We start from the raw sequence: 23,102 nt of genomic DNA on the forward strand, positions 1-23,102 counted from the left end.
GGCATGACACGCCTCCAGAAAGCCGGCCTGTGCCGTGATACGGCAGGGACTGGCGGGGGCTGCGTGATATGCGGCTCGGTTATGTCCGCCCGTGCGGACGGGCGAGATGGAAGCGCATTCGCCCGTCAGGCGATGTCGGGGCCCTTGAAATTGTCGGCATAGGCCTGGATCTTCAGCGTCCGGCCGCTTGCGGCGGCGCTGACATGATAGGCAAGACCGTTGCGATCGGCATAGTCCCTAGCCGCCTCCAGCGTCGGGAAGCCCAGGCGCACCTGATCGCGCGTGTCGCCCGATCCGGCCCAGCCCGTCAGCGGATCGGGAAGCTTCGCCTCGGCAGGCTCATATTCCAGGATCCAGGCGCCTTCACGGAAGCGACCGGATTGCATGCTGCTCTTCGCGCGCGGGTGGATACGGGCCTGGATCATGGAGGAAATCCCTATCGTCATCACCGGCCTCGTCAAGAGCCGGAAGCACGCTTCGTGCGCAAAGTGGGCGCGGCGCCGGCCGGATCGTCGGGCCAGGGGTGGCGCGGATAGCGGCCGCGCATCTCCTTCGCCACAGCCGCCCAGCTGCCCGCCCAGAAGCCGGGCAGGTCCCTGGTGGTCTGGATCGGCCGGCCGGCGGGCGAGGTGAGGCGCAGGGTGAGGGGCGTCGTGCCCACCATCGGATGGCGGGCGAGTCCGAACAGTTCCTGCACGCGCAATTCCACCGCGGGGCCGCCGTCCGCCGCATAATCGATCGCATGGCGGTTGCCGAGCGGCGAGGTGAAATGGCCGGGCGCCGCCGCATCCAGCGCGCGCTTGCCATCCCAGCCCAGCAGGGTCTCCAGCGCCTCGAAGAGGGCGGAGGCCGCCACGTCCGCCAATTTTCGCCGGCCGGAAACAAAGGAGGGCAGCCATTCGTCGATCCGCGCGATCAGCGCCGCATCCGAAAGGTCCACCGCCGCCCCCGCATAGGCGGCGCGCTGGCGGAGCGCCGTGGCCGATGCGGGCCAGGGCAGCAGATCGATTCCGTGATCGCGCACGCCCGCCACCAGCGCCGCCCGGATCGCCTCCGGATCGGGCTCCGGATCCGGCCCGCCCGAAAGCCGCGCTGCGCCGAGCCGCCTTTCGCGGGTCGCAACGATCCCGCCCGCCGCGCGATCGAATCGCACTTCACGCTTCGTCTCGATCCGGTCGGCGAACAGGGCCTCGATCGCTTTTGGTTCGATCGGGGCTGCGGAAAGGATGCGCGCGCCCGATGCCGACCCCTGCGTCTCCGCCACGGCGAGCCACTCGGCGCGGGCGAGCGACGAAGCGGTGTCCAGCCGGAAGCCGCGCCCGCCGGCCGAAAGCCAGTCCGCCCCGTCGCCGCCGCGCCGCCGCGAAACACGATCGGGAAAGGCCAGAGCGATGCAGGCGCCCAGATCGTCCGCCGATCCCCCGGCGTCCCGTGCGGCCGGGCCGGCATCCCGCGCGGACGAGGATGCGAGTCGCGCCCAGCGTTGGGCAAGCTTGCGCGCACCTTCCGCCCGCTGGCCGCGCTCGCTCCGCCAGCGCCGCAGCCGTACCTCCAGATCCGGATCGGTGCCGCCCAGCCCCTGTTCGGAGAGCAGCACCGCCGCCTCGGCCGCGATGCCCTCCATGCCCTGTTCGCCCGCGCGCACCAGCATGTGGCCGAGCCGCGGCCCCACCGGCAGCGCGGCGACCTGCCTGCTATGCGCGGTCGGCCGCCCGTCCGCGTCGATCAGCCCGAAGGCGGTGAGCCGCAGGCGGGCTTCGGCGATGGCGGGGGCGGAGGGCGGATCGATCCAGCGCAGGCTGGCTGGATCGGTCACGCCCCACAGCGCGCAGGCCAGCATCAGGCCGGAAAGATCCGCCTCCAGCATCTCGGGCGGATCGTGCGGGGGAAAGCCCGCCATCGCCGCCTGCTCCCACAATCGATAGACGGTGCCCGGCCCCTGTCGCCCGGCGCGCCCGGCGCGCTGCGTCGCGGCGGCCTGACTCACGCGCTCGGTCACGAGCCGGGTCAGCCCCGCCGCCCGATCGTAGCGCGGCCGGCGGGCGAGGCCGCAATCCACCACGATCCGCACGCCGTCGATCGTCAGGCTGGTCTCGGCGATCGCGGTGGAGAGCACGATCTTGCGCCGCCCGTCGCCCTCGGGCTGGATCGCGGCGCGCTGCGCCTGTGGCTCGGCACTGCCCGAAAGCAGGTGGAGCGCCACATCGCCGGGCAATCCCTCCAGCCGCTCGGCCGTGCGCCGTATCTCTGCCACGCCGGGCAGGAAGGCGAGGATGCCGCCTTCGCCTTCGGCCAAAGCGCGGCGGATCGCGGCCGCCATATCGTCCTCGATCCGCCCGCCCGATCTGCCGGGATAGACATGATCGATCGGAAAGCTGCGCCCCTCGCTCTCGATCACCGGCGCATCGCCCAGCAGGCGGGAGAAGCGATCCCCGTCCAGCGTGGCGGACATCGCCACGATGCGCAGATCGGGCCGCAGCGCCTCCTGCGCGTCCAGCGCCAGCGCCAGCCCGAAATCGCCGTCCAGGATGCGTTCGTGCACCTCGTCGAACAAGATGGCGGAGATACCGGAAAGCTCGGGATCGCTCTGGATCATCTGCACGAAGATGCCTTGCGTCACTGCCAGCAGCCGCGTGGCTTCGCTTTGCCTGCTGTCCAGACGTGTCGCATAGCCGATCCGCCCGCCCACCTGTTCGCCCGCATTGGCCGCGATCCGCTCGGCCGCCGCGCGCACGGCAAGGCGGCGCGGCCCCAGCAGCAGCACACGCCCCTCGCACCAGGGGCGATCCAGCAAGGCGGGCGCCACGGCCGTCGTCTTGCCGGCGCCCGGCGGCGCGACGAGCACGGCATTCGGCGCCGCATCGAGGGCAGCCAGCAATTCGGGCAGCACGGACAGGATCGGCAGGTCGGCCATCGCCCCGCCTTTAGGCGCAGGGGCGGCCGGTTGAAATGGTGACCGTTCCTTATCCGTCATGCCATCGTACCTGGCTTCCCCCTCCGGCGATCCGGTTCTAGCGTCACCGCAAAGGGAGCCATTTGATGCACGATTTCTCACGGCGCGAATTTCTGGCCTCGGGTGCGGCCATCGCGGCGCTGGCTGCGCTTCCGGCCTGGGCTCAGGCGGCTGGGGCAGGGGCTGCGGGGGCTCAGGGCGCGGGCGGCGATGCGGCGGCCGAAAGCCTGCTCGCCACGATCGCGCAGGAACTGCTGGCCCAATATCCAGACAATGCCAGCTATTATGGCCTCGATACGGGGGCGGGGGCAGCGCTGAAATCGCGCCTCGCGGATCGATCGATGGCGGCCGAAAAATCGCGCGCCGCCTGGGCCGCGCGCCGGCTTGCGGATCTCCGGGCGATCGATCGCGGCTCCGTTTCGCCCGGAACGGCGCTGGATCTGGATGTCGCGCAGACATCGTTCGATCTTGCCGTGCGGGGCTGGGCCTTTCCCTTCGGCGAGATGGGCGTGCTCAACGGGCAGAACAGCTTCCGCAATTCGCCCTATGTCACGTCGCAGCTGTGCGGCGCTTTCGTCGACGTCCCGGATTTTCTCGACAGCCGCCATGTGATCGAGACGGCGGCCGATGCCGATGCCTATCTCGCCCGGCTCGAGGCCTATGCCGGCGAACTGACGGCCGAAAATGCGCGGATCGCCGCCGATGCGGCGCGCGGCATCATCCTGCCCGATTTCCTGCTGGATATCACGCTGGGCCAGCTCACCATCGCGCGCGCCCAGCCGATCGAGCAATCGGGGCTGGTCCGTTCGGTCGCGGATCGCGCGGCCAAGGCGGGATTGGCGGGTGATTATGGCGCGCGCGCCACGGCGATCGTGCGCGACAAGGTGCTGCCCGCGATGGACGGGCAGATCGAGGCGCTGGGCGCCGCCCGGCCGTCCGCCACGCCCGATGCCGGGGTGTGGAAGCTCAGGGAGGGGCCGGCCTGGTATGACTGGGCGCTGCGCTTCGCCACGACCACGACGCGCACGCCCGAGGAGATCCACGCGATCGGCCAGCAGCAGATCAGGGAATTGCAGGCGCGGATGGACGTGATCCTCCGCAAGCAGGGGATGACGCGGGGCAGTGTGGGCGAGCGGCTGGATGCGATCGGCAAGCGCCCGGATCAGCTCTTCGCCAATGACGACAAGGGCCGCGCCGAGCTGCTCGCCTTCCTGAATGGTCGCATCGCGGACGTGCGCACGCGCCTGCCGCGCGCCTTTGGCACGCTGGTGAAGGGCAATCTCGTCATCAAACGCGTGCCGCCCGCGATCCAGGACGGCGCGCCCAATGGCTATGCCTCGGCCGGCTCGATCGACGGCACCCGGCCCGGCAATTATTATATCAATCTGAAGGATACGCGCATCTGGCCGCGCTATTCGCTGCCCACCCTCTGCTATCATGAAGGGATACCGGGCCATGTCTGGCAGGGCGAATATGCGAACCGGCTGCCCCTGATCCGCACCTATCTCACCTTCAACGCCTATTCCGAAGGCTGGGCGCTCTATGCGGAACAGCTGGCGAGCGAACTCGGCGTCTATGAGGGCGATCCCCTCGGCGAACTGGGCTTCCTCCAGTCGATCGCCTTCCGCGCCTGCCGCCTCGTGGTCGATACCGGCATCCATGTGAAGCGCTGGACGCCTGCCCAGGCGGTCGACTGGTTCCAGGCCAATACCGGCATGCCGCGCGCGCAGCTCGTGAGCGAGGTCAATCGCTATTGCGCGATGCCGGCGCAGGCATGCGGCTACAAGATGGGCCATAACGAGATGGTCCGCCTGCGTGAAAAGGCAAAGGCGGCGCTGGGCGCGCGCTACGATCTGCGCGGCTTCGATGATGTGCTGGTGGGATCGGGCAACGTGCCGCTCACCCTGCTGGAGCGCGTGGTGGACGGCTATATCGCGAAGGCGCGCGGCTGAAGCGATGGCCAAGCTCTATTTCTATTATTCGTCGATGAATGCGGGCAAATCCACCACCCTGCTCCAGGCGAGCTTCAACTATCGCGAGCGCGGCATGCGGACGATGCTGTGGACGGCCGCGATCGACGATCGCTATCGCGCAGGCACGATCACCTCGCGCATCGGGCTGGAGGCCGAGGCATCCGTCTTCGCGGTGGATACGGATCTGCGCGCCGCCGTGGAGGCGCGGCATCGCGAGGCGCCTCTTGCCTGCGTCCTCGTCGATGAGGCGCAATTCCTGACGCGGCTCCAGGTGCTGGCGCTGGCGGGCCTGTGCGACGAGCTGGATATTCCCGTGCTGGCCTATGGCCTGCGCACCGATTTCCAGGGTGAGCTGTTCGAGGGCAGCCGCTATCTGCTCGCGCTGGCCGACACGCTCAGCGAGATCAAGGCGGTGTGCGAATGCGGTCGCAAGGCGACGATGAACCTGCGCGTGGATGGCGCGGGCAAGCCGGTACGCGAGGGGGACCAGACCGAAATCGGCGGGAATGATCGCTATGTCGCTCTCTGCCGCCGGCACTTCATGGCCGCGATGCGCGGATAGGGCGCGCGCACGATCCGTCCCCGGGCCGGTTCGAGCTTGTCGAAAACCGGCAGGGATCGGGCGTGACTGACAGCCCGTGCCCCGCGTCCCGCTTTTGCGCGGCGCGAATGGAGCCGGGGAGAAGGGCCTAACCCTCCAGCACCAGCCCGAAGCTGGTCATTTCATAACCCCGGAACAGCAGTTTCACATGGGGATCGTCATTGTAGGGTGGCAGGTCGATATGGCGGTCCACCTCGCCTTCGCCCCGGCTCCAGTTCACGGTCGTGCCGAAGCCGCATTCCTCCGCGCGCGCGAAGATCCGTTGCAGATCGCGTCGCCGGTAGAGTACGGTCGCGCCGCGCCGTCGCGTCCGCCATGTGTCGTTGAGGTTATGTTCGGTCGTGTGCACGGCCAGACCGCCCGGTTTCAGCGCATCCAGCGCCGCGATCACGAAATCGGCGCCGGCCTTCAGCGTGCCGAGATGCTCGAAGGCGCAGGAGGAGAAGACCACGTCATAGTCGCGGAAATGCTTCGGGATCGCGCGCATGTCGGCATGTTCGTGGCGCACGTTCGCGGCGAAGACATGCGGATCGCAGATGCCGCGCCCGTTCAGCGCCGCCAGATCGGGCGCATGCTGGCTCGTCTCGATCCAGGCGCCCGCAGCCGCCGCGTCCGGCGCCAGATCGGTCGCGGTCACCTCCAGCCCGTGCGCCGCCAGCACCGCCGTCAAAGGATCGAAACCCACGCCAAAGCCCAGCGCGCGCACGCCGGGGCGCAGCAGCCCCCGGCTTTCCAGCACGCGCAGGATATAGATGAATTCCCATTGCTTGCGGTGGGTGCGCACGGGCTCGCGGATCGCGTCTGCCCAGCGCGCATATTCGGGCTCGGCGAATTGCGCGGCGGTGCAGGCCTGCGAAACGGGCGCCGCCAGGGTCGGTTCGCCCGATGCTTCGTGAATGGCGGCCATGCCGGAAATGCGCGGGTTCAGTAAGCGCGCGCCACCGCGAATTCCACCGCCTCCACCAGCGCCGCGCGGGCCGTGCCGGTGCCGAGCCCGCTCAGCGAATCGATCGCGAGCTGGCCGTAATGGCGCGCGCGTGCCTGCGTGTCGGCAATGGCGTTGGTCTCGGCCAGCAGGCGCATCGCATGAGCGAGATCCTCGTCGCTCGTGCGGCGACCCTCCATCGCCTCGCGCCAGAATTTCCGGTCCGCGTCGCTCCCGCGCGCATGGGCCAGGATCACCGGCAGGGTCACCTTGCCGTCGCGGAAGTCGTCGCCGGCATCCTTGCCCATCGTCGCTCCGTCGGAAACATAGTCGATCGCGTCGTCGACGAGCTGGAAGGCGATGCCCAGATTGCGGCCATAGGCATCCAGCGCCTCTTCCACCTGTTCGTCGCGCTCCGCCACCACGGCGGCGATGCGGCAGGCGGCGGCGAACAGCGCGGCGGTTTTCGCGCCGATGATCTCCAGATAGCGCGCCTCGCTCGTCGTGATCTGCCGCTGGGCGGTGAGCTGGTTCACCTCGCCCTCCGCGATCACGCTGGAAGCGTGGGAAAGGATGCGCAGCACGCGCAGCGATCCATCCTCCACCATCAGTTCGAAGGCGCGGCCGAACAGGAAATCGCCGACCAGCACGCTCGCCGGATTGCCCCAGATCAGATTGGCGGTGCGCCGTCCGCGCCGCGTGTTCGATCCATCGACCACGTCGTCATGCAGTAAGGTGGCGGTGTGGATGAACTCCACAGCGGCACTCAGCTTGTGATGGCGCGTGCCCTGATATTCCAGCAGGCGCGCACAGGCCAGCGTCAGCATGGGGCGCATCCGCTTGCCGCCACCGGCGATCAGGTGGCCGGCCAGCTCCGGAATGAGCGGCACCTCCGACTGCATGCGTTCGAGAATGACCGAGTTCACGCTGTGCATGTCGCTCGCGACGAGTTTCATCATCGGATCGAGCGAGGCGGGCTGGGCGCGGCGGAGGGGAGTGACTTGTCCCATGTGCTGCCCTTGGAGCGGCGGCGGCGCAAAGGCAACAGCCGGTGCTTGCGCTCGGGGCCTCGCGACCACAAAAGGCGGCGGAACGAGGAGTAATATCGTGAGCGATGCACAGCTCGACGCCTACCGCCAGAGCATAGACAATATCGATACCGCGCTGATCTGCCTGCTCGCCGAGCGATTCAAGATCACGCAGGCGGTGGGCCATTACAAGGCGAAGGCGGGCCTTCCCCCGGCCGATCCCTCCCGCGAGGCGCGCCAGATCGAGCGACTCCGCACGCTCGCCAAATCGGCCCAGCTGGATCCCGATTTTTCCGAAAAGTTCCTGCGCTTTATCATCGATGAGGTGATCCGCCACCACGAACGGGTGCGCGAAGGCGTCTGATTCGCTCTTCGGAACGCCGGATTCTCAGGTTTACAAGTCGTAAAGTCCGCATTTCTCGCGATTTGCCGGATTTCCATCGGAATTTTAGAGCGTTTCGGCTTACATTTTATCGGAATACTGTGCTAGCGTCGCTGAATGGCCAGTGCAGTGAACAGCCAGCCTTATATGGCGCTCTCCTTCGAGGCGGATCGCCAGCGCGCGGTCGATCGGAGCGGCGTGCTGGGCGGCTGGGGCGCCGGCGACCTCCAGCGGATTGTAGAGCGCGCCGCCAAGATATTCCGCACGCCGATGGCCGCCATCTCGATCATCGATCAGGAGCGGCAATGGTTCGCCGCGCGAGAAGGGATCAAGGTGACGGAAACACCGCGATCCCATGCCTTCTGTGCGCATACCATCCATCGCCCGGGCGAGCCGCTCGTGGTGACGGATGCGATGCAGGATCCGCGTTTCGCCGAGAACCCGCTGGTTACGGGCGATCCCGGCGTGCGCTTCTATGCGGGCATCCCGCTGGTCGATCGCATGGGCTATGCGATCGGCGCGCTCTGCGTGGTCGATACGAAGGCCCGGCCAGAGCCCGAAAACCTGATCGAGCTGACCTTGCTCGCGCATGAGGCCGAAAGAGCGCTTCGGCGCTGAATCGCCCCTTTCGCCGCAGGGCGCGCGCGATGATCGCGCGCTGGCATCGCCCGGCTCAGCCGAGCAGCCCCGGTCCCAGCAGGGCGAGCAGCTTCACATCCATGAACATGCCCTCTGCGCGTCTCGCCGCAACGAACGCAGGCACCTCCGGCAGCGCCACCCGGTGGACGATGATATCCTCGTCGTCCACGCCGCCGCCCGCGCCCATCTTTTGCAGATCGTGCGCGCGCACCAGCGTGAAGGTTTCGGAGACCATCCCCGGCGAGGAGGCGAAACGGCCGATCACCTCGATCCGCCCGGCGCGATAGCCGGTTTCCTCCTCCAGTTCGCGCGCGGCGGCGATTTCGATCGCCTCGCCCTCCGTCTCGTCGCCCACCAGCCCCGCCGGCAATTCCAGGCAGCGGGCGCCCAGTGGCACGCGCGGCTGATCCACCAGCAACACGTGGCCGTCATCGATCGCGAGGATCACCGCCGCATGGATGCCGCGCGCACGGCCGACAAATTCCCAGCGTCCCTGCTTCCTGGTGACGATGAACTTGCCGGTCCACATCGTCTCGATGGGCTGGTCGCTGTCGGGAAAGTCCATGTCGGTCGATCTTTCGCTGTTCCGGGCCGTGCTCCCGCGTCGGCGGGGTGCCGGCTGACCGCTAAAGCACGATCAGCCGGTCGGGTAGCTCGTTGGGATCGTCGCCGCGCGGGAAATGGGTGGCAAGGACATCGCCGATCCGGCCGATCGCGGCTGCTATTCCCTCGCCTGGCCGATCCTCGCGCACGGCCGCGATCAGCACGGCCATCGCCTCGCCCCACAGGGCCGGATCCACCTTCGCGTGGATCGCGGCATCAGCCACGATCTCGGCGCGATGCTCGGCCAGGCTCAGATAGAGCAGCACGCCGGTCGCGCTCGCAGTGCGCTGTTCGGTACCGGTGCGAAACAGCATGATCGCGCGGCGGCGCACGCGCCGCGCTTTTGTCGCGGCGGGCGTCAGCGCCATGCGGATTGCGGGGCGCCCGATGATCCAGCGCGCGATCAGAAACAGGGCCACCGTCTTCACGAGCAGCAGCGTGAGCAGCAGGCGCAGGTCCGGCGCTTCCTCCCATCCGCCCGTCACCAGTTCCAGCCCCCGCAGCGCGAGCGAAGGGAAGGCGGCGGCAATGCTGAGCGGCAGCAGCGCGATCAGCAGTGACCAGTGCAGCACCACATCATGATAGCTGTCGGAGCTGGCCGCCACGATCGCGGCAACCTCTCCGTCGGTGCGGGCCTCGGCCGCGCGGATCGCCTCGGCGACAAGCCGCGAATCGCGTTCGGTGAGCTTCATCACCAGTCTCCCGAGGCGCCGCCGCCTCCGAAATCGCCGCCACCGCCACCGGTGAAGCCGCCGCCGCCCCAGCTGCCGTCCGATCCGCCGCCACCGCCACCCCAGCCGCCGCCGTCATTGCCACCCCAACTGCTGCCGGAGGATCGGTTGCCGCGGCTGGCATGATCCAGCAATTCGCTCGCCGCCCACAGCCAGATCCAGCCATTGCCGTCGCCGCTGCGATAACGCCGCTGGCCCCACGGTCCGGCGGCCCGGTTGGCGCTGCCGCCACGGCCCCGCCGCATCGCGAGGATCACGAAGATCACCACGAAGCCCCAGAAGATCAGGCCGAAGGGCACGCCCCCGCCGCTGGACGATCGCCTGTGCGCCTGATCGAATTGCTTCGCGGCCTTGGCGGCCTCCGCCCTGGCCTGATCGTCCGGCGCGCTCAATTGGGCGATGATCGCATCCGTGCCGGCCTCGATCCCGCCGGCCATGTCGTCATTCTTGAAGGCGGGCACGATGCGGTTGCGGATGATGATGCTCGAAAGCGCGTCGGTCATCACCGGCTCCAGCCGGCGGCCCACCTCGATGCGAACCTTCCGCTCCTTGGGCGCGACGATCAGGATCACGCCATTGTCGGCATCCTTCAGGCCCACGCGCCAGCTCCGGCCGAGCCGATAGCCATAATCCTCGATCGCATAGCCCTGAAGGTCGGGAATGGTGGCGATCACCAACTGGCGCTGCGTCTGCTGCTGAAAGGCCTCCAGTTTCGCTTCCAGCGCGGCCTTGCGATCGTCGGGAATCACGTGGGCATCGTCCACTACCAACCCCGTCAACTTGGGGAAGGTCTGGGCGATGCCGGCCGACGGAACAAGTATCGTCAGGGCGAGTGCGAGCAGGGCGAGGATGGCGGCCAGCCCCACTCCGGCGAAGGTCGGAATGCGGAGCTTCGGGCGCAACGCCTGCGGCCCTGAACCCCGGCCGCCGCCGGGATACGGGGGGAGGGGGGTCACCCGATCGCCCTTAGAAATTCACCTTCGGGGCTTCCTCCGCGCCCGCGCTGGTCGCCTGGAAGGTCGCCATCGGCTTGGCGCCGTAGAAGATCTTGGCGCCCACCGCGTCAGGGAAGGTGCGGATGCGGGTGTTATAGGCCTGTACCGCCTGATTATAATCGCGCCGGGCGATGGTGATGCGATTCTCCGTGCCTTCCAGCTGGCTTTGCAGCGTCTGGTAGCCGGCCTGGCTTTGCAGTTCCGGATAGGCTTCCTGCATCTTCTGAAGCGAAAGGCCCAGCGTGCTCTGCGCGCGATCGAACTGGGCCAGCTTGGCCGGATCGGTCAGGTCGTTGGCGGAAACGCGCACCGTATTCGCCGCGGCGCGCGCCTGCGTCACCTCGACGAGGATGCTTTTCTCCTGTGCGCCGGCGGCCTTCACCGTCGCCACGAGATTGGGCACCAGATCGGCGCGGCGCTGATATTCGTTCTGCACATCCGCCCACTTCGCCTTGGCATTTTCCTCGGCGGTGGGGATGGTGTTGATGCCGCAGCCGGCCAGCGCGAGCGCGGCGATCGGTGCTGCGAAAGCCAGACGGGTCTTGGTGGAAAGCGACATCATGGGTCCTCGAAGGGATTGTTTAGGTTGCGCCGTCTTACTTGGGTAGCACACGGGCGGCAATCAAGATCGAAGCGTTAGCCGGGGTTGATCCCGCGCGCGGGAGCGCGGAGAAGAGATGGGGGGACGGGAACGGCCGGAAGGAGTTTCGATGTTTAAGGAGTTCAAGGCATTCATCAATCGCGGCAACGTGATGGATCTTGCCGTCGCGGTCATCATCGGTGCTGCCTTCGGCAAGATCGTGACCAGCCTGACCGACGATATTATCATGCCGATCATCGGCAAGATATTCGGCGGACTCGATTTTTCGGGCTATTTCCTCACGCTGGGGCCGATCCCGGCCGATTATAAGGGATCGCTGGCCAGCTATGCCGATCTGAAGAAAGCGGGCGTGCCCCTGCTCGGCTATGGCGAATTCGTGACGCAGATCGTCAATTTCCTCATCGTCGCCTTCATCATCTTCCTCCTGCTGCGGACCGTGAACAAGGCGATGGCAGCGGTGGAGCGTGAAAAGGCGCTGGAAGCCGCCGCGCCCGCGCCGGACAGCCCCGAAGTGGAACTGCTCCGCGAAATCCGCGACGAACTGAAAAGCCGCGCGAACTGATCGCAGAGGGGCGGCCCCGCGCCGCCCTTCACATTGGCGAGCCGCCTGCCTATATCGGCCGGGCCGGGGTTCGCCCCGGCTATGGCGATAAATGGTGCGACGTTTCGAAGCAGCGGACCCGGGGGCGGTACCCGGCGGCTCCACCAAAACCGGCCTTGTCCCTCCTGGGAGAAGGCCGGCTCTGAAGGGGCCGAACTAGGATCGACGTGTTTGCGGGATGCGTATTTTCGCCCGGGCTGAGTAACCCGTTAAAGGCTCAAAACCACAAGTGCCAACGACAACGAGGCGCTCGCGATTGCCGCGTAATCAAGGCCTAACGGCTTAGATTACAAGGCTTGAACGCGGTTCGGGCCGCACCGGGCAACAGAAGCGGATTCCGGCGGCCGCCGGGGGGGCCGAGCAACAGAACCCCCCGGACTTTCCCTTTTTCGATCCGGGCTCCGCCCATGCCCGCACCGGGCATTCCATTTGGGATATCCTGCCTGCGGAGCTGGGGGAGCGCGTCGGTGCGCGAATGGCTTGGGCTGATCCCCGAAAGGGCTTTCAGCGCGCGAAGGCCAGCCGCAGCGACATCGTCGCGCGCAGATCCCGGCGCTGCCGCATATCCAGCGCGCGCTGGTCATTCGCATCGATCGTCATCGCCCCCGTCTCGACGCCGAAGGTCATGCCACCGGCCCTGCCGCCCGGCGTGAATTCCGCTTTCAGTCGCGGCCCGCGTTCGGCGATCGACGCGCCGGATGCGATCGTGATCGCCCGGTCGATCGGGCTGCGGCCCGAAACCGATCGATTTTCGAACCAGCCGCCGTCGATCAGGAAGCGTTCGTCATGCTGCCAGCCGATGGAGATGGCGCGGGCGCTGGAGCCCAGCCAGCGCGCCCGATCCAGCGGGATGGTTGGTTTGCGGCGATCGGAAAGGAAGGATGCGCCGATCCGCACGGCCTCATGATCGAACGGGCGCATCAGATAGGCGACGTCCATCCGCCAGCGCGATGCGGCCTGCTGCACCCGGATGAGATTGCGGCTGCGCCCGATGCCGGTCCGCGCGTGGCTCGCGTCCAGCGTCAGCTCGCCGAAGCCGCTGTCGATCGCCAGATGCTGGGATCGTTCGAGGGCATAGGGGTTCTGCTTCGGGATCTGCCGGAAATCGGCGGGCAGGGCGATGCGGGGGTATCGGGGCGGAAGCAGCGGTTGTTGCGCGCGGCCAGCCGCCCCCTCGGCCCGCGCACCGCTTGCGATCAGGATGAGAAGCGCAAAGCCCCCCGGCTTCTTCCAATCCATCCGCGACCCCCCTGCGGGTTGCCCCTCCGCCCCGATTCCATGACGGGGCGGCGCGGGGATTCCCGCACGCGGAGCGGGGGCAGGCGTGTCGGCTTTCGAATTTTGCAGAAGTCGATGCCGGTCCCGCGCCCGTTCGGGGGCGGGGCGGCTGGTTCAGCCCGCGACGGGCAGCGCCACCATGCCATCTGTGTGCCGCTCCAGCGGGCCATAGGCGATCACCACCTCCAGGCTCAGCGGCTGGCCGTAAAGGTGCGGAAAAAGCTGGCCTCCCCGCGATTCCTCCCAGCGGATCGCATCGCCCAGCGCCTCGAGATCGACGGCGGCAACGTGCAGCCCATCCTGCCCCGCAAAATGCTTGTCGACCGTTTCTGTCAGCTGGGCTGCCGTGGAAAGGTGGATATAGCCGTCCGCCAGATCGATCGGTGCGCCGGCGAAGCTGCCCTCATGCTCCAGCGTGTCCATCTGCGCGCTGGTCAGCACCTTGTAGGCGATCGGATCGGCCATGGTCGTCATTCCTTGCTGTGCCTGTCCAGCACCGCGAGACAGGCATCGCGGGCGCGCGCCAGCTTCGGATCATCGATCACCGCCAGCGCATTGCGCGTATGGACCTCGAATACCTTGTCGTCGATCGGCCGCGTATCGATCCGCTGGTAGCAGATATCCTCCGCCCGGATGGCCGGGCCCATCATACCGAGCACGCCGGGGGCGTTGCGGCGCAGCGCGGTGGAAAGCGCGCCGAGCAGGGAATCCCCGGCCGGCCCGTTCGCGCCGGGGCGGAGTGACGCGGCAACGCGCAGCCAGCCCGCGTCCCCGCTCTCGATCGCGATCATCAATATGTCCCAGCGGCTGCCCCGGCCGGTCCCGTCGGCGGAGAGATCGGCCACGGCGCGGGCGGGGCCCTCCGTCTGGATCTGGCGCTCCACCACGGTGCGCCGCTCCGGCGACATGGCCTCGATCAGGCAAGCGCCGACGCAGGCGAAGCCGGAGGCGACGGATCCGGGAGCGAACATCATCGCAAGCCCCGCGCCGCCGCCACCACGGCCCTATTCGCCTTCGCCGCCATCGGCGAGATCGTCGCCCGTATCCGCATCGGGCACCGGATCGGTCGCGGGCGCCGTGACATCGCCTTCCTCGCGCACATCCGCGTCGGCTTCTTCCTCGGCCTCCTCGATCCGGGCGGCGGCGACGACATGTTCGTCGTCGGCCACATGGAACAGGCGCACGCCCGCCGATCCGCGCCCGATCACGCGCGTATCGCCCACGGACATGCGGATCAGCTTGGCCTGATCGGTCACGAGCATCAACTGCTCGCCCTTGTGCGCGGGGAAGCTGGCCACGACCGGGCCGTTGCGCTCCAGATTGTCGATGTTGGTGATGCCCTGGCCGCCGCGCCCGATCCGGCGATATTCATAAGCGGAGGAACGCTTGCCATAGCCGTTGGCGCAGACCGTCATCACGAATTCCTCGGCTTCGGCGAGCTGCGCCATCCGCTCGGGGCTCAGCGTGGGTTCTGCCTCGTTTTCCTTCCACGGCGCCGCGCGCAGATAGGCTTCGCGCTCCTCCGTGTCGGCGTCCGATCCTCTCAGGATCGAAAGCGAGATCACCTCGTCCGTGCCGAGCAGCTTCGCGCCGCGCACGCCGGATGCGGTGCGGCTCTGGAATTCGCGCACGTCCGTCGCGGCGAAGCGGATCGCCTTGCCGTTGCGCGTGGCGAGCAGCACGTCATCCTCTTCGGTGAGCAGGGTCACGCCGATCAGGTGATCGCTCGCATCCTCGCTCTCCTCGTCCGTGCCGAAACGCATCGCGATCTTGCCGGCCGAGCGGATGTTGGTGAATGCATCCATCGAATTGCGCCGCACCAGGCCCTTCGCCGTGGCGAAGAGGATGTGGAGCTTGCCCCATTCCGCCTCGTCCTCGGGCAGGGGGAGCACGGTGGAGATGGTTTCGCCCGGTGCCAGCGGCAGCAGGTTCACCATCGGCCGGCCGCGCGCCTGCGGGGCACCCTCCGGCAGCTTCCACACCTTCATGCGATAGACCTTGCCGGCCGTGGAGAAGAACAGGACGGGCGTGTGCGTCGAGGTGACGAACAGCTTGGTGACGGCGTCCTCGTCCTTGGTCGCCATGCCGGAACGGCCCTTGCCGCCGCGCGCCTGCGTGCGAAAGGCATCGAGGTTGGTGCGCTTGATATATCCGCCGAGCGTCACGGTCACGACCATGTCCTCGCGCTCGATCAAATCCTCGTCGTCGATATCGTCGCCGGCGGGCGCGATCTCGGTCTTGCGGGGCGTGGCGAAGGCGGCGAGGATCGCGTCGAATTCCTCGACCATGATCTCGTAGAGCTTGGCGCGATTGCCGAGGATCTCCAGCAGTTCGCCGATCGAGGTGGCGAGCTGCTGGAGCTCGCCGCCAATCTCGTCGCGGCCCAAAGCCGTCAGGCGATGCAGGCGCAGGTCGAGGATCGCGCGCACCTGGATTTCGGACAGGCGATAGGTTTCGCCCGAAACCTCTTCCTCCACCGCCTCGACGAGGCGGATGTACGGGGCGATTTCGGCGATGGGCCATTCGCGCGCCAGCAGGGATGCGCGTGCCTCGGCGGGCGAGGCGCTGCCCCGGATGATGCGCACCACTTCGTCGAGGTTGGTCACCGCCACGACGAGGCCGAGCAACACATGCGCCCGCTCGCGCGCCTTCAGCAGCTCGAACTTGGAGCGGCGGGTGATGACCTCCTCGCGGAAGCCCACGAACGCCTCGATGATGTCGAAGAGCGAGAGCGTCTCGGGCCGGCCGCCGCGCAGGGCAAGCATGTTGGCGGGGAAGCTCGTCTGCGCCTGCGTGTGGCGCCACAGCTGGTTCAGCACCACTTCGGGCGTCGCGTCGCGCTTCAGGTCGATCACGATGCGCACGCCGAACCGGTTCGATTCGTCGCGAATGTCGCTGATGCCCTCGATCCGCTTGTCCTTGGCGGCCTCCGCAATGCCCTCGACCAGCCCGGCCTTGCCGACCTGATAGGGGATTTCGGTCAGCACGATCGATGTGCGGTCGCCGCGCTTGGTCTCGATCTCGTGGCGCGAGCGCATCACGATCGATCCGCGCCCGGCCGTATAGGCGTTGCGCACGCCGCCCTTGCCCAGGATCAGGCCGCCGGTCGGGAAATCCGGCCCCGGCACGATCTCCATCAATTCTTCGATCGTCAGCGGATCGCCGCCGGAAAGCATGCGATCGATATACGCCTTGCAGGCCGCGATCACCTCGCCAAGATTATGCGGCGGGATGTTGGTCGCCATGCCGACGGCGATACCGCCGGCACCATTGACCAGCAGATTGGGGAAGCGCGCCGGCAGAACCAGCGGCTCCTCGCGCGAGCCATCATAGTTCGGGCCGAAATCGACCGTGTCCTTCTCGATATCCTCCAGCAGGGACATCGCCGCCTTGGAAAGGCGCGCCTCGGTGTAGCGCATGGACGCCGGCATATCCGGGTCCATCGATCCGAAATTGCCCTGGCCATCGATCAGCGGCACGCGCATCGCCCAATCCTGGGCCATGCGGGCGAGCGCCATGTAGATGGAGCTGTCGCCGTGCGGGTGATAATTGCCCATCACGTCGCCGACGATCTTGGCCGACTTGCGATAGGCGCGGCCGGGGACGAAACCGCCCTCCTGGCTCGCATAGAGAATGCGGCGGTGGACGGGCTTCAGGCCGTCGCGCACGTCAGGCAGCGCGCGCGCGACGATCACCGACATCGCATAGTCGAGATAGCTCGACTTCATCTCGTCGACGATGTTGATGGGCGAGATGTCGCTGCCCTCGGGCGGCGGCGGGATGGTGGCCAAGGATGTTTCCGTTTTGGTTGCGGGGGGAGGGGCCGTTCGGCCGGCCCGTGATGACCGTTTAGCGACAGGATCGCGCTTAGGCCAGCCCGCGCAGGCGCGTGTGCGCGAGGCTCATGCGCCGCGGGAGCGGATCCGTCCCGTCTCGCGCAGGGCTTCCCGGACGGCGCGTCGTGAACGAAGCGCCGGGCGGGCGCCGCGAGGCGCCTTCGCTCCCCATTCCGAAACAAAATATGTCCTGAGCGGGTTCAAAGGGCGTTCAGCCGTGCGGAGCCAGCTTGCATGCTTGTCGGCGCCGTCCGCCGGGGTTAACGACGCGACGCACTTACTCGGCCAAGCGACGCCAAGAGGAGATGAAGCCAGATGAAGATGCTTTCCACCACCGCGCTCGGTCTCGCGCTGGCGTTCGGCGCGGTAACGGTGGCCGCGCCCGCCTTCGCGAAGGAAAAGGAGGCCAAGCCGGCTCCGATGGAGCTTTCTCCCAAGGTTCGCACGGCGGCGGTCGCCGCGCAGGGCGCGATCGCCAAGAATGATTTCCCCGGCGCCAAGACAGCGCTGGATGCCGCCGAGCCGGAGATCAAGACGGCCGACGATAAATATATCATGGGCCAGCTCTATCTGCAGGTCGCGCAGAAGGGGCAGCAGCAGGATCTGTTCCCCAAGGCGGTGAACATGATGATCGACAGCGGCAAGGCGCCGCCCGAAATGGTCGCCCAGTTGCAGATGGTGAAGGGCAAGATCGCCTATCAGGCGAAGGATTATGCCACGGCGGAGCAGGCGCTTACCGCCGCGCAGGCCGCGGGCAGCACCGATCCGGATCTGATCCCGGTCCTCGTTTCGTCCCAGCATGAACAGGGCAAGGATCTGATCGCGCTCCAGGCGCTGACGGCCACGATCGACAAGCAGCAGGCGGCGGGGCAGGCGGCTCCCGAAGCCTGGTATCAGCGCGGCATCGCGATCGGTTATGGCGCGAAGCCCGGCCCGGACAAGGCGGCGATCAACGGCATCACTGCGGATCTCGCGAAGAAGTGGGTCTCGGCCTATCCGACGAAGAGCAACTGGCGTGATGCGCTCATCATCTATCGCGACAGTTCGAAGCTCGATCCGGATACGGAACTGGATCTCTATCGCCTCCTTTATTCCACGGGCGGGATGAAGGGCGAGCGCGATTACATGGATTATGTGCTCGCCACCTATCTTCGCTATCCGGGCGAGGCGGCCGCCGTGCTCGCGGCCGGCACGTCCGCTGGTCAGGTGAACCCGGCCGGCAAGAATGCCGCCGAGATCAAGGGTATCGTCACCGCCAAGGTGCCGGCCGACAAGGCTTCGCTGGCCGGCGCCGGCAAGTCCGCCGCCGCCGCCGCGAACGGCAAGGTCGCGCAGAATACCGGCGATGCCTTCCTCGGCTATGGCGAATGGCCCAAGGCCGTCGAAATGTACAAGCTCGCGCTGCAGAAGGGCGGGGTGGACGCGAATGTCGTGAACATCCGCCTCGGCATGGCGCTCGCAAAATCGGGCGACGTGCCCGGCGCCAAGGCTGCCTTCGCCGCTGTCACCGGCCCGCGCAAGGCGCTGGCCGATCTGTGGACGGTCTACGTCGATCATCCGCCGTCGGCCTGATCGCCGGCACGATCGCTGGATCAGGGAAGCGCCGCTCCGGGTCATCCGGGGCGGCGTTTTCTTGTCTCCGGGCTGTGGGGTTCGCCTGTCAGGCCGGGTCGACGGGCACGCCCGGCACCTGCTTCGCGGTGCGGATCGTGAGCGAGGTCTTCACGCTCGCCACATTCGGCGCCGGCGTCAGCTTCGAGGTGAGGAAGAGCTGGAACGCCTGCAGATCGTGCGCCACGATCTTGAGAACGAAGTCGATCTCGCCATTCAGCATATGGCATTCGCGCACTTCGGGCAGGGCCGTCACATGCTCCTCGAAGGCGAGTAGATCGCCCTCGGCCTGGCTTTTCAGGCTCACCATGGCGAAGACGGTGATGCCGAAGCCGAGCGCCGCGGCATCCAGTTCGGCATGATAGCCGCGAATCACGCCGGTCTCCTCCAGCGTGCGCACGCGGCGCAGGCAGGGCGGTGCCGTCAGGCCGACGCGACCCGCCAGTTCGACATTCGTGATTCTGCCTTCGTCCTGCAGCGTTGCGAGAATGGCGCGGTCGATCGGATCGAGGGTCGGGTGGAGCGGCACGGACGTTCCTTGCGGGTAAAGCGGATTGGCGGTAATCATATTGCGCAGCGCGGCAATTTTCCAAGCAAGACTTTGCTTCTCGTATGCGCCCGCCCGCGATATGATGCGGCTTCACGCCGCCGCGCGCTGATGGGGGGAAAAGTGCGCTTCGACGACAGGATCGCGACGTTGCTGGGATGGGAGGCGCATGCGCCTGCCGATCGCGCGCGCATCTGGCGTCAGCTCGCCGATCTGCTGGGCCATGCGTGGGAGATTGACGGGCACCTCGTGGCCGAGGCTGTTGATCGGCTCAAGGAAACCGAACTGGACGTGCCCTTGCCGGATCGGCGCCGGACGATCGGCGCGATCGATCTTGCCCATTCGCCGCCAGCCCTGCTCGCCTATCTCGCGTCGGATCCCGAAGCCTATGGCGCGCTGTTGCCCGTGGCCCCCGTGCCGACGCCCGCCATCATCCCGGCCCGCGCCGAGGAGCCGCCGGCCGAGCCCGATTTCTGGCCGGATGTCTGGGACGAGGATATTCTCGAACTCGGCGCGCCGGAAGGGGAGGGCGATGAAGAGCCCGTCGGCGCCAGCCAGATCAGCGATCTTCTCGCGCGGATCGATGCCTTCCACGCCCGCCGCGAAGAGCCTCAGGCCGGTGCGGGTTTCGCCTTCGAGATAGACGAGGCCGGCGCGCTGCACGCGCTGGATGGCACGCCCCTCTTCGCCCATTGTGCCGAGCCGCCGCAGGGCGTGGACGGGCAGGCGGCCGGCGCGTGGCGCATGAGCGCGGCGTTCACCGATGCGCGCCTGATCGTCGAGAGCGGCCAGCACGAAGGCGAATGGCGCATCTCGGCCGATCCGATTCGCAGCGAGAGCGGGCGGACGATCGGCTATCGCGGCATCGCCCGTGCGCCGCGCGCGGACGAAACGGCGGTGGTGCCGGCTGCCGTCGCCCCGGCGCCGTCCGCTGTGGCCTCGCGGCTCGATGCGGCGATCGATCGCCTGCGCGAGCCGCTGGAAGCGATCATCGATGCGGCCAATCCCGAAATCCTGCCGCCGGGCGACGTGCGCGAGGCGGCGGGCGCTGTCCTGTCGCGTGGTGCCGCGCTGGCGGCCGCGATCGATACGCTGGAACTGGCCGTGGCTGCGGCCGGCGATGGCGGGCTGGATGCGGCCGCCCTGCTCGTGCGGATCGATGCCGCGCTGCAGCCGCTGGCCGAGGCGCGCGGCCTCAAGATCAGCTTCCGTCTCGCGCGGGGCATGCCTCCGGTGGATGCCGATCCGCACCAGGTGGAACGGATGGTCGCGCGGCTGATCGGCGCGATTGTGGCGCTCGGGCGCCGCAACGAGCGGATCGTGGCCCGTCTCGGGCGAGACAAGGCCGATGGACGGATGCTTGCGCTCAGCGTCACCCGGCCCGGGCGCCTCACCGGATGGCCGCCCCAGGCCCTGCTCGATCCGCCCGCCGCGCTGGACGATGCCGATGCGCCGGAGCTTGGCCTTGGCTTCGCGCTGCGGCTTGTCGATCGGCTGGCGCAGGATGCGGGCGGCAGGCTCGCCATCCATCACGATCGGATCATCCTCTCGCTGCCTTTGCCGGCCGAGCCCCGCCCGGTCCGCCTGCGGCGGGTCTAGCCTGTGTGCGGAGGCGTCGGCTTCCGGTCTTGCAAGCAGGGACGCGGCTCCGCTATCGCGCATCCCAACGGGCCTGTAGCTCAATGGTTAGAGCTGGCCGCTCATAACGGCTAGGTTGGGGGTTCGAGTCCCTCCGGGCCCACCATTTCCATCCATCGCTCGCTCACGAATCCCACCGGATCCAGAGGCGCCTTCATGTCTCCATTCGGCCATCAAGGCCCAGCGGCCCCAGCGGATCGCCGACCAGGCCGCTGACCAGCGCCGCCTGAATCCGCGGCACCGGCCATAATTTCGATATAGGCCCGACGAGCCGGTCGCGGATGAAGGGGATCAGGCGGCTGTCCGATTGATAGACTGGCGTGAGCAGCGCCGTCAGGGCCTGATACAACCGCACATGGCGGCGGCGCATCGCCACGGCGCGATGCAGTGCCGCCCCGATCTCGGCGGAGTCCCGCAAGGCGCGCGTCAGCGCATAGGCATCCAGAAGCGCCATGTTGGCGCCTTGCCCGAGCTGGGGGCTGGCGGAATGCCAGGCATCGCCGAGATGGATCATGCCGGGTTCCGCCGGCATGGGCAGCGTCCGGTGTGCGTACCGGGCGAAGGTCAACTGATCGGCAGAGGCGATCTGGTCGAGCAATGGCCGAATGGTGGGCCAAAGGTGGGCGACATCCGCCTTCCACGCATCGAGGCCGGCGCTGCGCCAGGCGTCGAGCCGGTCGGCGCGGAGGGACCAGAAGAAGGCGGCCTGCTTTGTCTCGCCTCCGCCGGGCGGCATGCCGATCGGCATCACGCCCGCCATGATGCTGGCCCGGCGATAGCGCTGCTCCAGCGCCGCAGCGTCGAAACCCGGCGCCTCCGGCCAGTTGAGCGTGGCCCACAGCGCGCCATAGGCAAGAGCGCGGCCGCAGGGCGGCGCCAGCGGCGTTCGGGTGCCGAGCGCGTCGACGATCAGATCGAATGGCCCCGTCGATCGCCCGTTTTCAAGCAGGAGGCGGCGCCGGCCGCCGGACTCCGGCGCGCTGCCGGTCACCGTGCATCCGCTCTCGATCAAGATGCCCTCCGCCAAGACGGCATCGTGCAGCAGGGCGAACAATGTGGCGCGATGCACGCCCACGCCGAACATGCTCCGTCCGCCGAGCGCGGCATAGCGGACGTCGAGAACGACACGGCCATTCGTGCCGCCTTCTCCCCGCAGCTTCTCGATGATCGCGCCATGATCCAGCAGCGGACGGGCGACGCCCATTTCCCGGAGCACGGCGAAGCCGGTCGGCTGGATCATCAGGCCCGAGCCGATGGGGCGAGGGGTTTCGAACCGTTCGAACAGCGTGATCCGGTGCCCGTCTCGATGAAGAAGCAGCGCGGCCGCCAGCCCGGCCGTGCCGCACCCCGCAATGGCAATGTCGATCCGCCGCATCGGCTGGCCTTAGCGGATCATCCGTCTGGCAACAGCACGGATGCGAAGCGTGGGGAGCGCCCATGCGGCAGCCGATCGCGGGATGAGCGATAGCAGGGCGCCTTGGTCCGAATTTCGCGTGGCCTTGCCGGGCTCGCGCGTCGGCGCCAATCAGTGCCGATGCGGATCGCCCTCTTCGAACCCGAAATTGCCGGCAATGTCGGCGCCGTCCTGCGGCTGGGCGCCTGCCTCGGGGTCGCGGTGGATCTCATCGAGCCGATGGGATTCGAATGGGATGACAAGCGGGTGCGCCGCACCGCGATGGACTATATCGATCATGTCGAGATTGCGCGTCACGCCGGCTTCGCCGCGTTCCAGGCCACGATCGGCGCGCAGAGACTGGTGCTGTTCACGACGAAGGGCCTGCGCTCTGCCTATGATTTCGCCTTCAGCGCCGACGATGTCCTTCTCTTCGGCAAGGAAAGCGCCGGCGTGCCGCCGGCCGCGGCGGACGCCTGCCAGGCGCGGCTGCGCATTCCGATGCGGCCCGAAGTGCGATCGATGAACCTCGCCATGTCGACGGCGCTCGCAGTGGGGGAGGCCCTGCGGCAGACGGCGACGCTGCCGGGCTGATCGCAGCGGACGGGCCTTCCTGACAGGTCCTTATGATCGGGGTCAGCCCGTCTTTTGCTGCTGCATCGATCCTTCACGGATTCCTGCCGGATATACCGTGGCGCGCAGGCTTCCGGCACGGCTATCGGTTCGGCGGCGCGTCTGGCATTTGGTCGCATGATGCGGTCTGGCCC

The 23,102-nt window shown here is 67.7% G+C and carries 22 protein-coding genes, 1 tRNA gene and 1 other RNA gene; 10 read left to right on the forward strand and 14 right to left on the reverse strand.

Going from position 1 to position 23,102, the window contains the following annotated elements; all coding sequences use genetic code 11:
- Positions 1-125: 125 nt before the first annotated feature.
- On the reverse strand, positions 126-425 hold the full coding sequence (locus DI605_RS09820) for an NADH dehydrogenase ubiquinone Fe-S protein 4 (protein WP_293972697.1): 300 nt from the start codon (positions 423-425) through the stop codon (positions 126-128).
- 32 nt (positions 426-457) lie between these two features.
- On the reverse strand, positions 458-2,914 hold the full coding sequence (hrpB, locus tag DI605_RS09825) for an ATP-dependent helicase HrpB (RefSeq protein ID WP_293972700.1): 2,457 nt from the start codon (positions 2,912-2,914) through the stop codon (positions 458-460).
- A gap of 125 nt (positions 2,915-3,039) precedes the next feature.
- Between hrpB and DI605_RS09830 the strand changes: the two genes are divergently transcribed.
- A complete protein-coding gene (locus tag DI605_RS09830) occupies positions 3,040-4,905 on the forward strand; it encodes a DUF885 family protein (RefSeq protein WP_293972703.1) in 1,866 nt (621 codons plus the stop codon).
- 4 nt (positions 4,906-4,909) lie between these two features.
- Positions 4,910-5,488, forward strand: coding sequence for a thymidine kinase (locus DI605_RS09835; RefSeq protein ID WP_293972705.1), 579 nt, complete (start codon positions 4,910-4,912; stop codon positions 5,486-5,488).
- Between the two features lie 127 nt (positions 5,489-5,615).
- Here DI605_RS09835 and DI605_RS09840 read toward each other — a convergent pair whose 3' ends face one another.
- Together DI605_RS09840 and DI605_RS09845 are read right to left on the reverse strand one after the other, a co-directional pair.
- The gene (locus DI605_RS09840; RefSeq protein WP_293972708.1) at positions 5,616-6,434 is read right to left on the reverse strand and encodes a bifunctional 2-polyprenyl-6-hydroxyphenol methylase/3-demethylubiquinol 3-O-methyltransferase UbiG; all 819 of its coding nucleotides are present in this window, start codon (positions 6,432-6,434) and stop codon (positions 5,616-5,618) included.
- Positions 6,435-6,451: 17 nt separating this feature from the next.
- Positions 6,452-7,462 (reverse strand): polyprenyl synthetase family protein, encoded by a 1,011-nt coding sequence (locus DI605_RS09845; protein WP_293972711.1) that lies wholly within the window; start codon positions 7,460-7,462, stop codon positions 6,452-6,454.
- A 97-nt stretch (positions 7,463-7,559) separates the two neighbouring features.
- On the opposite strand from DI605_RS09845, the gene DI605_RS09850 reads away from it, so the two are divergent.
- Positions 7,560-7,844, forward strand: a complete 285-nt coding sequence (locus DI605_RS09850) for a chorismate mutase (RefSeq protein ID WP_293972714.1) — start codon at positions 7,560-7,562, stop codon at positions 7,842-7,844.
- A gap of 135 nt (positions 7,845-7,979) precedes the next feature.
- Positions 7,980-8,480, forward strand: coding sequence for a GAF domain-containing protein (locus tag DI605_RS09855; protein WP_293972717.1), 501 nt, complete (start codon positions 7,980-7,982; stop codon positions 8,478-8,480).
- A 55-nt stretch (positions 8,481-8,535) separates the two neighbouring features.
- Here the strand turns inward: DI605_RS09855 and DI605_RS09860 are convergent, their stop codons facing one another.
- The 4 genes from DI605_RS09860 to DI605_RS09875 form a co-directional block, all read right to left on the reverse strand.
- Complete coding sequence (locus tag DI605_RS09860) at positions 8,536-9,066, reverse strand: NUDIX hydrolase (protein WP_293972720.1); 531 nt, start codon at positions 9,064-9,066, stop codon at positions 8,536-8,538.
- A 61-nt stretch (positions 9,067-9,127) separates the two neighbouring features.
- On the reverse strand, positions 9,128-9,796 hold the full coding sequence (locus DI605_RS09865) for a hypothetical protein (protein WP_293972722.1): 669 nt from the start codon (positions 9,794-9,796) through the stop codon (positions 9,128-9,130).
- Positions 9,796-10,701 carry a TPM domain-containing protein gene (locus DI605_RS09870; protein WP_293973386.1) on the reverse strand — a complete coding sequence of 302 codons (906 nt, stop codon included), beginning with the start codon at positions 10,699-10,701 and terminating at the stop codon, positions 9,796-9,798. The genes DI605_RS09865 and DI605_RS09870 overlap by 1 nt, the downstream gene beginning before the upstream one ends.
- 100 nt (positions 10,702-10,801) lie before the next feature.
- Positions 10,802-11,392, reverse strand: a complete 591-nt coding sequence (locus DI605_RS09875) for a LemA family protein (RefSeq protein WP_293972725.1) — start codon at positions 11,390-11,392, stop codon at positions 10,802-10,804.
- Between the two features lie 148 nt (positions 11,393-11,540).
- On the opposite strand from DI605_RS09875, the gene mscL reads away from it, so the two are divergent.
- Positions 11,541-11,993, forward strand: a complete 453-nt coding sequence (gene mscL, locus DI605_RS09880) for a large conductance mechanosensitive channel protein MscL (protein WP_293972728.1) — start codon at positions 11,541-11,543, stop codon at positions 11,991-11,993.
- A gap of 23 nt (positions 11,994-12,016) precedes the next feature.
- Positions 12,017-12,372: a transfer-messenger RNA gene (gene ssrA, locus DI605_RS09885) on the forward strand.
- A gap of 164 nt (positions 12,373-12,536) precedes the next feature.
- Here the strand turns inward: ssrA and DI605_RS09890 are convergent.
- The 4 genes from DI605_RS09890 to gyrA all read right to left on the reverse strand — a co-directional run bounded on the left by DI605_RS09890 (position 12,537) and on the right by gyrA (position 17,101).
- Positions 12,537-13,271 (reverse strand): hypothetical protein, encoded by a 735-nt coding sequence (locus DI605_RS09890; RefSeq protein ID WP_293972731.1) that lies wholly within the window; start codon positions 13,269-13,271, stop codon positions 12,537-12,539.
- 153 nt (positions 13,272-13,424) lie between these two features.
- Positions 13,425-13,775: a DUF952 domain-containing protein gene (locus DI605_RS09895; RefSeq protein WP_293972734.1), complete on the reverse strand. Its 351-nt coding sequence runs from the start codon at positions 13,773-13,775 to the stop codon at positions 13,425-13,427.
- 5 nt (positions 13,776-13,780) lie between these two features.
- Entirely contained in the window at positions 13,781-14,284 is a 504-nt protein-coding gene (locus DI605_RS09900) for a hypothetical protein (RefSeq protein WP_293972736.1), read from the reverse strand.
- A 30-nt stretch (positions 14,285-14,314) separates the two neighbouring features.
- Positions 14,315-17,101, reverse strand: a complete 2,787-nt coding sequence (gene gyrA / locus DI605_RS09905; RefSeq protein ID WP_293972738.1) for a DNA gyrase subunit A — start codon at positions 17,099-17,101, stop codon at positions 14,315-14,317.
- Between the two features lie 360 nt (positions 17,102-17,461).
- Between gyrA and DI605_RS09910 the strand changes: the two genes are divergently transcribed.
- On the forward strand, positions 17,462-18,718 hold the full coding sequence (locus DI605_RS09910; RefSeq protein ID WP_293972741.1) for a hypothetical protein: 1,257 nt from the start codon (positions 17,462-17,464) through the stop codon (positions 18,716-18,718).
- A gap of 88 nt (positions 18,719-18,806) precedes the next feature.
- Here the strand turns inward: DI605_RS09910 and DI605_RS09915 are convergent, their stop codons facing one another.
- Positions 18,807-19,286 carry an Lrp/AsnC family transcriptional regulator gene (locus DI605_RS09915; RefSeq protein ID WP_293972744.1) on the reverse strand — a complete coding sequence of 160 codons (480 nt, stop codon included), beginning with the start codon at positions 19,284-19,286 and terminating at the stop codon, positions 18,807-18,809.
- A gap of 141 nt (positions 19,287-19,427) precedes the next feature.
- Between DI605_RS09915 and DI605_RS09920 the strand changes: the two genes are divergently transcribed.
- Positions 19,428-20,903 (forward strand): hypothetical protein, encoded by a 1,476-nt coding sequence (locus DI605_RS09920; protein ID WP_293972747.1) that lies wholly within the window; start codon positions 19,428-19,430, stop codon positions 20,901-20,903.
- A gap of 69 nt (positions 20,904-20,972) precedes the next feature.
- Positions 20,973-21,048 (forward strand) — tRNA-Ile (locus DI605_RS09925).
- A 48-nt stretch (positions 21,049-21,096) separates the two neighbouring features.
- On the opposite strand, the gene DI605_RS09930 is transcribed toward DI605_RS09925, so the two are convergent.
- Complete coding sequence (locus DI605_RS09930) at positions 21,097-22,317, reverse strand: NAD(P)/FAD-dependent oxidoreductase (RefSeq protein ID WP_293972749.1); 1,221 nt, start codon at positions 22,315-22,317, stop codon at positions 21,097-21,099.
- A 159-nt stretch (positions 22,318-22,476) separates the two neighbouring features.
- Between DI605_RS09930 and DI605_RS09935 the strand changes: the two genes are divergently transcribed.
- Positions 22,477-22,929 carry a tRNA (cytidine(34)-2'-O)-methyltransferase gene (locus tag DI605_RS09935; RefSeq protein WP_293972751.1) on the forward strand — a complete coding sequence of 151 codons (453 nt, stop codon included), beginning with the start codon at positions 22,477-22,479 and terminating at the stop codon, positions 22,927-22,929.
- Positions 22,930-23,102 lie beyond the last annotated feature (173 nt).

Origin of the sequence: Sphingomonas sp., from assembly GCF_003248515.1 — a bacterium.
GTDB lineage: Bacteria > Pseudomonadota > Alphaproteobacteria > Sphingomonadales > Sphingomonadaceae > Sphingomonas_I.